A 12,553-nucleotide genomic window follows, 5' to 3' on the forward strand; every position below is an offset into this window, starting at 1 on the left:
AGGTGTCGTAACTGCCCCTCAAATATCTAAACTTACGAATGTATAAATATCTAAGTTAAACGAAACGTTTTTTATTTTTTACTAAATATCAGCCCGTTAATGTATAAAGTTAAACCGTCTAAACAATACAAATAAAAAGCAACGAATTTGAGATATTACCTCGTTTTATATTTCTGATTAGTTTTCACCTAATAAAAATGAAAACTATAATCATATTTTTGATAATAAGAAAAATATATAGATCCTATTTGAATCATGAATAAACAGTCTAATTGATATTTAAATTACCAACATGAAAAATAAATAACAATCAACCATAACAATAAATTTACAATATGACAAAATTATTAAACAAAAAAGCGTGGCTTTAATCACCACGCTTTATATTCTCGAATAGTTTTTGCTACTTCGTATTTTCAGGGAGGTCTAAACCAAAATGGAGATATGCGCGGTGTGTCGCAATACGCCCTCTTGGTGTCCGTTGCAGATAACCTTGCTGAATCAAATAAGGTTCAAGTACATCTTCAATTGTATCTTTCTCTTCACCAATAGCTGCAGCTAAGTTATCTAAACCGACAGGGCCACCCATAAATTTTTCAATAATAGCTAATAGAAGTTTACGGTCCATATAATCAAAACCGCTGCTATCAACATCGAGCATATCTAATGCTTTATTGGCAATATCAGGGCAAATATGTCCGTTACCTTTTACTTCAGCATAATCTCGCACACGCCGTAATAAACGATTAGCGATACGTGGCGTACCACGAGCACGCATGGCCATTTCCATCGCGCCGCCTTCTTCCATTGATAGCCCTAAACATTTAGCACTTCGGCCTACAATGTCTTTGAGATCTTCTACTTTGTAATACTCAAGGCGTTGTGTAATACCAAAACGATCACGTAGAGGTGAAGTTAATGAGCCCGCTCGTGTCGTTGCACCTATTAAAGTAAAGGGTGGCAAATCAATTTTAATTGAGCGTGCGGCTGGGCCTTCACCTATCATAATATCTAATTGGTAATCTTCCATCGCAGGATAAAGTACTTCTTCAACCTGAGGACTTAGACGATGTATTTCATCAATAAACAATACATCGTTTTCTTCAAGGTTTGTGAGTAGCGCAGCCAAATCACCGGCTTTTTCAAGTACAGGGCCTGAGGTTGTACGAATACTTACCCCCATTTCATTTGCCACTATATTTGCAAGCGTTGTTTTACCTAACCCCGGAGGGCCAAAGATCAATAAATGATCTAAGGCTTCATCACGCATCTTTGCCGCTTTAATAAATATTTCCATTTGATCGCGAACATGATCCTGCCCTTGATAATCATCAAGTAATTTAGGTCGTATTGCGCGATCAATTATATCGTCTTCACGGGTTGTTTCGAAATTACCAGAAACCAGTCGATCAGCTTCAATCATACTTTAATGCCTATACCCAACTTACAGGGTTATACCATTGAGCGTAGTGCATCACGAATAATCGCTTCACTACTCATCTCTGGTTGTGTGACTTGAGAAACCACTTTCGCGGCAATTTGTGGCTTATAACCTAGCGCAACCAATGCACTCACCGCTTCATCTTCAGCGCGAGCTTGATTTGATGGATCTTGGATCGGAGCGTTTGATGCCGCAGTATCAAGTGCAGGCGTAAATAAGTCACCTTCCCCCCACCCTTTCAAGCGATCTTTCATTTCAACAACTAAACGCTCTGCTGTTTTCTTTCCGACACCGGGAATTTTAACTAGCGTAGTAACATCTTCTAATTCAACGCTGCGAACAAATTGACTTGCAGTCATAGCAGATAAAATTGCTAAGCCTAATTTAGGCCCAACACCGTTAGCTTTAATTACTTCACGGAATAACTCACGTTCACTTTTCTTATTAAAGCCATACAGTAGTTGCGCATCTTCTCGTACCACAAAGTGAGTAAAGATAATGGCTTCTTGGCCGATCTGTGGTAACTCATAAAAACAGCTCATTGGCATCTGTACTTCATAACCAATGCCACCAACTTCAAGTAGTACTTCAGGTGGCTGCTTTTCAATTACAATTCCGCGTAGTCGACCAATCAAAACATCATCTCTATAGTGAATTTAAATTGGCACTAGAATAGTAAAGAACTGGATAGACATCCAGTTCTTTATCGAATTTACGAAGAGTGAGAAACAACCTGATCAAGTTGTTGTGTTAAATGACGAACGGCAACCACTTGCTGATTTAATTCCGTACCGTGCTGCGCAACGATTGCAGCCACATTTTGTGTATTCACCACACTATTAGCAACTTCACTGCTCGCTTCATCCAGCTCTTTTAATGCGGTTGATTGAGCAGTCATCAAACCCGATAACCCTTGCACATCTTGAGAAATCGTTGTGACTTGCTGAATAATGTTATTCATCCGTTCAGTACTGGCGTTAATCACCCCCTGACCGTGCCGCACTTCCTGCTCACTGCGATCCAATAGATGGCGGATCTCAACTGCGGATTCACTACTTTTCGCTGAAAGTTCCCGAACTTGATCTGCGACAACCGCAAACCCTCTTCCCTGATCGCCTGCACGCGCTGCTTCTATCGCGGCATTTAGTGCAAGCAAATTTGTTTGTTCAGCAACAGAGGTGATTAAGTCTGCCACTTTCATAATCTCATCGTGACTATTAATGATCTGACTGATCGCTTGCGTTGAATCTTCTAAATGCGTCGAACTTTTTTGCGCCAGTTCATGAACCACATCGCTTTTTTCGCGTAGCTCCTCAACAAACTGACTTGAGCTCTCAATGCCAAGGACCATTTGGTGTACTTGATGGCTCATTTGTTCAGCAGCGCTGGCTTGTGACTCACTATTAATATTAAGTTCATTGACTTGGCTATCTAGCTGCGAGGATTGATTCGCTAAGCTATAAGACACTTGCTTTAACTGTTCAGAATTATTATTCGCTTGAATTAATACATCAGATAGACGTAACTCACCTTCCGTTGCTTTACTGGCCTCTGATTCACTTTTTAGCTTAGCTTTTTCGGCACTATTAATTGCTATATCACGTTGTTTCGCCGTAAAAGCTAATGCAATACAAATAACAATCAATGGCAACACGATCCCAGACCAAACCTCAATTTGCTGTGCTGTTTGAGATAAAGAAAGCTGTGGAAATGAAACACCCTGAATATGTTGGTATGTCATGTAAGCCGAAACACAAATGATCAAGCTACTCCAAAGAATAGCCATAATGCGAGTTGCCGAGAGGAAGAAAGAAACAACTAACAAAGGCACCCAATAAGTCTGTGTTGAATCAACCACACCACCACTTTGATAAATGATATTCAGCGCGTGGATTGCCATACCAATAAAGCCTAAATTTAAAGACATTAAAGGCTGTTGAAGCCAACGCAGGCTAGAAATAGCAAGGAGCTCTAATACGATCAATATGACGGAGGTGAAAACAAGATTATCATGACCATGGTTTGACCATTTAATAAAACTATAGATACCAACGAGAAAAGCTATAAAAGTAAATAAAGAGAGGATATCGGCTTGGCGTTGTTGTGCAGTTGTCCATTGAGGTTGGCGCGGCATAAATATACTGCGCCATAAAGTGGCAGGGTTCATATTCACTTCCTTGCTTATTATCATCAGACCTCTGACCACTATAGATAATTAACATTTCTATAACAAATATCTTAAGAAATATATCCCTTAAGTGTCTCATCTTTAATAATAGTAAGCCTATTAACGATAACGCCCCTTTCGTGCTCCCGTTGCTTTCCCTGCCATAGCCACTAAGGTTTTATAGGTATGCGCGTGACAAATCGCAACAGCTAAAGCATCAGCAGCATCAGCTTGAGGCTTGCCTGCTAGCTTTAATACGGAACAAACCATATGTTGTACTTGCGCTTTATCTGCACCACCGTTTCCGACTACTGCCTGTTTAATCAATCGCGCAGCATATTCACTGACCGGCAAATCTGCATTTACTGCTGCAACAATTGCACTGCCTCGCGCCTGACCTAATTTAATCGCAGAGCTGGCATTTTTGCCCATGAACACTTCTTCAATGGCAAAAAAATCAGGCTGAAATTGCGTGATCACTTCAGACACGCCTGCATAGATTTGCTTTAATCGTCCAGGAATACCAGGCTCTGAAGTGCGAATACAGCCGCTTCCTAAATACTCTAAATTACGTCCAACCTGACGAATTACCCCGTACCCCGTAATACGAGAGCCGGGGTCTATACCTAAAATTATCGACATTTTTCACTACTATTAGTAGCAATTATTCAAGCGTAGCTGCTACTTCATCTGACATGTCACCGTTATGGTAGACTTCTTGAATGTCATCCAAATCTTCTAATGCATCAATTAAGCGTAATAATTTAGGTGCTGTTGTTGCATCTAACTCAGCTTTCGTTGATGGCACTAAGGTTACTTCTGCATTTTCTGCTGTAAAACCTGCGGCATCTAATGCATCTTTCACGCGACCGAAATCAGCAGGCGTAGTGTAAACATCGATTGAACCATCGTCATTAGTTTCAATATCATCAGCACCAGATTCTAACGCGACTTCCATAACAGCATCTTCATCTAAACCTGCAGCATAAGAAATCACGCCTTTTTTATCAAAAAGGTAACTTACACTACCATCCGTTCCAAGATTACCACCCGCTTTAGAGAAAGCATGACGTACGCCCGATACCGTTCGGTTTCGGTTATCAGTTAAACACTCAACCATTACCGCCGTACCCGCAGGACCATAGCCTTCATAGATAACAGTTTCTACCCCTTCGTCACCTTCACCACCAGCACCACGTGTCACTGCACGGTTAATGGTATCTCGAGTCATATTATTTGATAGTGCTTTATCAATGGCAGCACGTAAGCGTGGGTTATTTTCTGGTTCACTGCCACCTTCTTTAGCGGCTACGGTAATCTCACGAATTAACTTAGTAAAAATTTTACCGCGTTTAGCATCTTGAGCAGCTTTACGATGTTTTATATTGGCAAATTTACTGTGTCCAGCCATGTTATCTCCAATCAGGCAATGTTAATTTTTTTGCTTGCATGAAAACATAAACCAAATAAGAAGTTAAAGCGAACAAAACACTTTTACCAAATAAGATGTACAGCAGAAAGGAATAAACAAAAGACAAAAAAGCCGATGTCTTATAGGCGTTCACTAAAAAGTGGCAAATAAGTCATCGGCTTTTATTACAACAAATTAATCAGATCACTCTGCGTCTTTTGCTTCTTCGTCTTTCTTAGCAATTTTAACGGCAATAGATAATTCTTCTAATGCTGCTGGGTTTGCTAGGCTTGGCGCGTCAGTTAATAGACATGCTGCTGCTGTTGTTTTAGGGAACGCGATAACATCACGGATGTTGTCTGTACCACAAAGTAGCATTACAAGACGGTCAAGACCAAACGCAAGACCTGCGTGTGGTGGCGTACCGAACTTCAGAGCGTCAAGTAGGAAACCAAACTTCAAACGTTGCTCATCAGCAGAGATACCTAAGATATCAAATACTGTTGATTGCATATCAGAGTTATGGATACGTACTGAACCACCGCCCACTTCATAACCATTGATTACCATATCGTACGCGTTTGATAACGCTGCTGCAGGGTTAGCCGCTAGCTCTTCTGGTGTTAGGTTTAGTGGTGATGTGAATGGGTGGTGCATTGCAGATAGTGAACCATCTTCGTTCTCTTCGAACATTGGGAAATCAACAACCCAAAGTGGTTTCCATGCTGACTTGTCTGTTAGACCTAGATCTTCACCTAGTTTCAGACGAAGTGCACCCATCGCTTCTGTTACAACACGCTTGCTGTCTGCACCGAATAAGATGATGTCGCCAGATTCTGCTTGAGTGCGATCAAGAAGATTAGCAACCACTTCTTCGTTAAGGAACTTAGCAACAGGAGATTGAACACCTTCAAAACCTGCAGCGCGATCGTTAACTTTCATCCATGCTAGGCCTTTCGCGCCATAGATACCCACGAACTTAGTGTATTCGTCGATTTGCTTACGGCTTAGCTCTGCACCACCTGGTACACGGATAACCGCTACACGACCTTTTTCGTCGTTTGCAGGGCCTGAGAAGACTTTGAAATCAACATCTTTAACGATGTCTGCAACATCAACTAGCTCAAGTGGGTTACGTAGATCTGGCTTATCAGAACCGAAACGACGCGCTGCTTCTTCGAAAGACATGATTGGGAATGTGCCTAGATCTACGTTTAGTAGCTCTTTCCACATTTCAGTGATCATCTTTTCAGTTACAGCACGAACTTCTTCAGCTGTCATGAAAGACGTTTCGATATCGATCTGAGTAAATTCAGGTTGACGGTCAGCACGTAAGTCTTCATCACGGAAACACTTAACGATTTGGTAGTAACGATCAAAACCAGACATCATTAGCAGCTGCTTAAATAGCTGTGGTGATTGTGGTAATGCGTAGAAGTTACCTTTGTGAACACGACTTGGTACTAAGTAATCACGTGCGCCTTCTGGCGTAGCTTTTGTTAGTACTGGTGTTTCAATATCAAGGAATGCATTGTCATCTAAGAAACGACGAACGAAGCTTGATGCTTTTGCACGTAGCTTAATACGATCGCTCATTTCTGGGCGACGAAGATCTAAGTAACGGTACTTTAGACGCTGCTCTTCAGAGTTCTTTTGGTTGAAATCAAGCGGTAACGCGTCAGAACGGTTAATGATTTCAAGGCCAGTTGCATAAATCTCAACTTCACCTGTTGCCATCTCTTTATTACATTGACTTTCAGGGCGCTCACGCACTTCACCCGTAAGACGAATACAAAACTCGTTACGTAATTGGTTTGCTTGTGTGAAGATCTCAGTCATATCAGGATCAATAACAACCTGAACCACACCTTCGCGATCACGCATATCAATAAAGATAAGGCCGCCTAAATCACGACGACGGTTTACCCAGCCGCATAAATCGACTGTTTGTCCTGCAAGGGACTTGTTCAGGTGTCCACAATAATGGGTGCGCATAAGAAATTCCCAATCTATATACTTTACATTCCTGCGTTTAGTGTCGATAACGCTAAACGTCAGGCGAATTCAATCCCGACCGCTTGCTGTCTAATTTATCGTCTAAATTGGATAGCAAGAAGGCCAAGAGGCAAAAATAACGAGGCATTATACCCAAACAGCCTCAATAAGCGAAGTGATCCGACGGTAATTCATCACCAATTCGTTATGACGACTTTAAAGTCTTATTATGACCAAATATCTACGGCGATTTAGACTTTTACAAACAAAATCACGTAAGATAAATCATCACTCTCAACTTAATAAACCCAAGTATTATTATGTCTTCACCTTCTGATTTATCTTTACCGTTATATCTTGGGTTATCTCAATGGTCACATAATCATTGGCAGCAAAGCATATACGGTAAAGGCTGTAAAAATGGTGACCGTTTAGCTCGCTATGCTGAGGTATTTCATACTGTCGAGGGAAATACCACCTTCTATGCTATTCCAAGTATGACAACAGTAAAGAACTGGAACGATGCCACACCAGAATCGTTTCGTTTTACCTTTAAAATCCCACAAACCATCACCCACCAGCAGCAGTTACGTCATAGTAATCAGAGCCTTGTTGACTTTTTAAATACCATGTCTCCGGTAGAAGAAAAAACGGGCGTATGGATGATTCAGTTACCTGCGAGGTTTAGTCCTCACGATTTACCCTTGCTCGATGCCTTTTTAGATCAGTTTCCACGCCACTTTACTACAGGTGTCGAAGTTCGCCATCCTGCGTTCTTTGCCAAAGGCGAAGAGGAAAAAGCACTTAATCGAATGCTGTTAGAAAAAGGCAGTAACCGCATTATTATGGATAGCCGTCCCGTATTTTCAGCCATAGCGAATACAGAGGCGGTAATTGATGCACAAAAGAAGAAACCTCGCGTGCCTGTTCATGCAATCGCAACCGCTGATAACCCTGTGATCCGCTTTATTGGTCATCCTGATGATGCGTGTAACGATCCTTTTTTTAAAAACTGGCTACAACGACTGCCTTTATGGTTCAAAGAAGGTAAAACGCCCTATCTCTTTATTCATACCCCAGACAATAACGCTGCGCCTGAATCAGCCCGTCGGCTTTATAATGTGTTACGCGATCACCTTATCAGCGAAAACAACACTCTTTCGCCACTCCCCGAACTTGCTATACCCAGTGCAGCTGAAATAAGTACGCCACAAATCTCTTTGCTATAACGCAAATAATCAATCAAAGAACAAATCAGAAATCATTAAAGACAAATGCTGCTATTTTCTCTACAATACGCGACCTTTCAAAGGTGATGGATCGCCTGAGTATCAGCAAAGTTTGATGCTCAATACGTACAATGGATCCCTGTTCTTTATATATTATGAGGTTCGTGAGAAATGGCAGGCCACGACAATATTTTTGCTGCGCCAATTGAAAAACTCGGTGATTTTACGTTCGATGAGCGTGTTGCTGAAGTCTTCCCTGATATGATCCAACGCTCTGTGCCGGGTTACAGTAATATCATCTCAGCAATTGGCATGTTAGCTGAGCGCTTTGCCAAGCCTCATTCTAAAGTCTTTGATCTTGGTTGCTCTTTAGGGGCAGCCACTCTTTCTATGCGTCGCCATATTCAGCAAGAAGGTTGCGAAATATTAGCAATTGATAATTCTGCTGCTATGGTTGAACGATGCCGATTATTAGTGGACGCATATCGCTCTGACACACCAGTGCAAGTACTTGAAGCTGATATCCGTGATGTTGATATTCATGACGCTTCAGTCGTGGTTTTAAATTTCACTCTCCAATTCCTTGTACCTGAAGATCGCCAAGCATTATTAGAAAAAATCTATGCTGGCTTACGCCCTGGCGGTATTTTAATTTTGTCGGAGAAATATATTTTCGATGACGAACGTGCCAACGAATTATTGATTGATTTACACCACGATTTTAAACGAGCGAATGGTTATAGCGAACTAGAGATCAGCCAAAAACGGAGCGCAATAGAAAATGTGATGCGCCCTGACAGTATTGAAACCCACAAAACACGTTTCAAGAAAATCGGCTTTTCTAGTTCTGAAGTATGGTTCCAGTGCTTCAATTTCGGCTCAATGTTTGCGATTAAATAAGGTTTTTTGTTCCATATGTTTAGTTTTTCTGATTTTTATCAGCTTCTTGCCCAGCATGAAACATTACGTCCATGGCTAAATACTCTACCTAAACAATTAAGTGATTGGGAAAATAGAGAGCACGGTGATATGGCTCGTTGGGTTCGCGCATTGCAAAAGTTCCCAACCGATAAACCCGATATTATTGATTTAAAAAATGAAGTTAGTGTTCGTAATGAAGTCCCAATTGCCGATGGCGAGAAAAAACGTTTAGAAAGTCTATTACGTTTGCTTCACCCTTGGCGTAAAGGCCCATTCACCATGCACGATATTCATATCGATACTGAGTGGCGCTCAGATTGGAAATGGGATCGTGTACTGCCTCACATTACACCACTAAAAGGTCGTAGCGTATTAGATGTAGGCTGTGGTAATGGCTATCATATGTGGCGCATGTTGGGTGAAGGTGCAAAGCTTACCGTTGGTATCGACCCATCAAGCTTATTTTTAATTCAATTTGAAGCCATTAAACGATTAATGGGCAATGATAATCGCGCATTCTTATTACCATTAGGTATTGAAGAACTGCCAGAATTAAAAGCATTTGATACGGTATTTAGTATGGGGGTTCTGTACCACCGTCGTTCACCACTCGATCATATCATTCAGTTAAAAAATCAGCTGCGTAAAGGCGGTGAAGTCATTCTAGAAACATTGGTGATTGATGGTGATGAAAATGCGGTATTGGTTCCAACTCACCGTTACGCCCAAATGCACAATGTTTATTTCTTCCCATCAGCAAAAGCATTAAAAGTGTGGATGGAAAAATGTGGCTTTGTTGATGTGCGTATTGTTGATGAGAATATAACAACAACAGATGAGCAAAGAACGACAGATTGGATGACAAATAATTCCCTTCCAGAATACTTAGATCCAGAAAATCCGTCAAAAACTATCGAAGGATATCCAGCACCAAAACGTGCGGTTTTAATAGCCCGCAATCCTGACTAGTAACTGACACTGGGATGCTGTTCGCATCCCTTTTTGTAAGGTAAACTACGGTCGACATTAGAAAATAGACGCACATAGGAGATATGATGCTTCGCTTCAGCGTACCATTAATCACAATTGCAATACTGACAGGGTGTTCAACCACGCAGCCTCAAGATCATCAAGAAACCTTGGCTGCGATCAGCAACGTAGAACAGAACATTAATTCTCAATTCGATACTGTTTCTACTCGAATGGATTCACAACAGCAATATATTACCGAGCTAGAAAGTAAATTAGCGTCTATATCTAAAGATCTAAAGTTTATTAAGCAAAAAAGCTTAGAAAAGCCTAAAGTTATTGTTGAAAAACAAATTGTTCGAGTGCCTATTGAGCCTAAAATTGAAGAAAATCCAACACAAGCCAATGGTAAAGCTATCCTTGGTCAGGAAGAGTGGGTTTGGCTTGATTCGGTTAAATCATTCTTTAGAGCACGTGTCGATACAGGTGCAACCACCTCTTCTTTAAATGCTGTTGATGTACAAACTTTTGAACGAGATGGTAAAGAGTGGGTGCGTTTTAGCCTAAGCCATGATTCAGCAGAAGATACACCAGAAGAAAAAGCACAAAACGATAAAGCAACACCTGAAACTATCGAAGCACCTATTCTGCGTTGGGTTCGTATCCGCCAATCAACCTCAGAAGATGCGGTACGTCGCCCTGTAATTGAAGCTTGGATCACGCTTGGCAATTTACATGAAAAAGCGCAATTCACGCTTGCAGATCGAACTAAGATGGATTTCCCTGTTTTATTGGGTCGTGAGTTCTTTAAAGACATTGCACTCGTTGATGTGGGTAAAGAATTTGTTCAAGGAAAAACTGAGCCAAAACCAGAGCCAGTTAGTGCTAATAAATAAATGATGAGGATGTCATGACGTCTAGAGTACCTTTTTATATCCTTATTTCACTGCTTATTATTGCAGGTTTAGGGCTGAGCATGTATCGCCACGATGTCTACGGTGTGCCGTGGACACCAGGCGATGAGCGTGCAGTGTGGGAAGTTGAAGCACGTGTTCAATTCGATGCTGTTGGTGATCCTGTACAAGTTAAAATGGCGACGCCTGAAACACAGGAAGGCTTTACCTTAATTGATGAAAGTACGTCGTCTCCTCCTGGCTACTCTGTACTTATTCATGATACGAAAGAAGGTCACCAAGCTGACTGGGCTACGCGTACCGCAATGGGTAAGCAAGTGCTTTACTACAAAACTCAACTTCTTGTTGATGATCAAGCACAGTACAAAGAGATCCCACCTAAAGGTGAACCTGCAGCGGTTAGTTTAAGTAACCCACAACAAACAGCAGCAACAGCACTGTTAACACAGGCGCGTAATTTATCTGCGAACAACACCACGTTTACCCGTGAACTTATTCGCCAATTACAAGATAAACAAAACCAAAACGCATCTGTATTACTTGATTCTATGAGTCTGCAAGAAGCAATTACGAATTTACTTTCACTTGAAGGTATTCATTCGCGTATTGTTAGCGGCTTAAAACTTGAAGATGGTCGTCGTCGCCAAACAGTGATGCCGATGGTTGAAGTTTGGGATAACAATAGTTGGAAACTCTTCAACCTTACCACTGGTGAAGAAGGCAAACCATCTGATGTAATGATTTGGAACCAACAAGGCAGTGCGATGCTAGATGTTGTTGGTGGTCGAAATTCTAATATTAGTTTTTCTATCATTGCTCAAGACATCACACCACAGCGTGCTACGCAAGAGAAGATTAAAGCCGAAGATTTATTAAACTTCTCAATCCACTCATTACCGCTCGAAGAACAAGCAATGTTTAAAACCATTATGCTTGTTCCGATTGGCGCGCTAATTGTGGTATTCCTTCGCGTTATTATTGGCTTGAAAACCTCTGGTACTTTCATGCCAGTGTTAATCGCGGTTGCGTTTGTCCAAACACAATTATTAACGGGTATTGTCGGTTTCTTATTGATTGTTGGTACAGGTTTAATTATTCGAAGTTATTTATCGAAGTTGAACTTGCTCTTAGTCTCGCGAATATCCGCGGTGATTATTACCGTAATATTGATCATTTCAATATTCACAGTTGTCGCCTTTAAGATTGGTCTTATTGAAGGTCTAACCATTACCTTCTTCCCTATGATCATCTTGTCATGGACTATCGAACGTATGTCGATTCTATGGGAAGAAGAAGGGGCAAAAGAAGTATTTGTTCAAGGTGGTGGCTCGCTACTAACAGCAATTTTAGTTTACCTTGCAATGACTAACCCGATGATCCGTCATCTAACATTTAACTTTATTGGTGTTCAGTTCATTATCCTAGCGGTGATCCTAATGCTAGGTAACTACACAGGTTATCGTTTAAGTGAACTTCGTCGTTTTAAGCCGCTAACTGAGGATTAAT

The 12,553-nt window shown here is 41.2% G+C and carries 11 protein-coding genes; 5 read left to right on the plus strand and 6 right to left on the minus strand.

The features are described 5' to 3' along the window. Positions 1–403 precede the first annotated feature (403 nt). The 6 genes from ruvB to aspS all read right to left on the minus strand — a co-directional run bounded on the left by ruvB (position 404) and on the right by aspS (position 7,014). Complete coding sequence (ruvB, locus tag BTO08_RS07970) at positions 404–1,423, minus strand: Holliday junction branch migration DNA helicase RuvB (RefSeq protein WP_105060588.1); 1,020 nt, start codon at positions 1,421–1,423, stop codon at positions 404–406. A gap of 29 nt (positions 1,424–1,452) precedes the next feature. Next, positions 1,453–2,076, minus strand: a complete 624-nt coding sequence (ruvA, locus tag BTO08_RS07975; protein ID WP_005370666.1) for a Holliday junction branch migration protein RuvA — start codon at positions 2,074–2,076, stop codon at positions 1,453–1,455. Between the two features lie 77 nt (positions 2,077–2,153). After that, positions 2,154–3,608 (minus strand): methyl-accepting chemotaxis protein, encoded by a 1,455-nt coding sequence (locus BTO08_RS07980; protein ID WP_105060589.1) that lies wholly within the window; start codon positions 3,606–3,608, stop codon positions 2,154–2,156. Between the two features lie 120 nt (positions 3,609–3,728). After that, on the minus strand, positions 3,729–4,250 hold the full coding sequence (gene ruvC, locus BTO08_RS07985; RefSeq protein WP_005370662.1) for a crossover junction endodeoxyribonuclease RuvC: 522 nt from the start codon (positions 4,248–4,250) through the stop codon (positions 3,729–3,731). Positions 4,251–4,272: 22 nt separating this feature from the next. Then, on the minus strand, positions 4,273–5,019 hold the full coding sequence (locus tag BTO08_RS07990) for a YebC/PmpR family DNA-binding transcriptional regulator (protein WP_105060590.1): 747 nt from the start codon (positions 5,017–5,019) through the stop codon (positions 4,273–4,275). 204 nt (positions 5,020–5,223) lie between these two features. After that, positions 5,224–7,014 carry an aspartate--tRNA ligase gene (gene aspS, locus BTO08_RS07995; protein WP_105060591.1) on the minus strand — a complete coding sequence of 597 codons (1,791 nt, stop codon included), beginning with the start codon at positions 7,012–7,014 and terminating at the stop codon, positions 5,224–5,226. A 320-nt stretch (positions 7,015–7,334) separates the two neighbouring features. Between aspS and BTO08_RS08005 the strand changes: the two genes are divergently transcribed. The 5 genes from BTO08_RS08005 to BTO08_RS08025 all read left to right on the plus strand — a co-directional run bounded on the left by BTO08_RS08005 (position 7,335) and on the right by BTO08_RS08025 (position 12,552). Further along, positions 7,335–8,243, plus strand: a complete 909-nt coding sequence (locus BTO08_RS08005) for a DUF72 domain-containing protein (RefSeq protein ID WP_105060592.1) — start codon at positions 7,335–7,337, stop codon at positions 8,241–8,243. A 171-nt stretch (positions 8,244–8,414) separates the two neighbouring features. Next, the gene (gene cmoA / locus BTO08_RS08010; protein ID WP_005370656.1) at positions 8,415–9,143 is read left to right on the plus strand and encodes a carboxy-S-adenosyl-L-methionine synthase CmoA; all 729 of its coding nucleotides are present in this window, start codon (positions 8,415–8,417) and stop codon (positions 9,141–9,143) included. A gap of 15 nt (positions 9,144–9,158) precedes the next feature. Continuing rightward, positions 9,159–10,133 carry a tRNA 5-methoxyuridine(34)/uridine 5-oxyacetic acid(34) synthase CmoB gene (gene cmoB / locus BTO08_RS08015; RefSeq protein ID WP_105060593.1) on the plus strand — a complete coding sequence of 325 codons (975 nt, stop codon included), beginning with the start codon at positions 9,159–9,161 and terminating at the stop codon, positions 10,131–10,133. Positions 10,134–10,219: 86 nt separating this feature from the next. Continuing rightward, entirely contained in the window at positions 10,220–11,029 is an 810-nt protein-coding gene (locus BTO08_RS08020; RefSeq protein WP_105060594.1) for an ATP-dependent zinc protease family protein, read from the plus strand. Between the two features lie 14 nt (positions 11,030–11,043). After that, a complete protein-coding gene (locus tag BTO08_RS08025; protein ID WP_005370650.1) occupies positions 11,044–12,552 on the plus strand; it encodes an inactive transglutaminase family protein in 1,509 nt (502 codons plus the stop codon). Position 12,553: the final 1 nt, after the last annotated feature.

The sequence above is a fragment of the Photobacterium angustum genome (genome assembly GCF_002954615.1).
Taxonomy (GTDB): domain Bacteria; phylum Pseudomonadota; class Gammaproteobacteria; order Enterobacterales; family Vibrionaceae; genus Photobacterium; species Photobacterium angustum_A.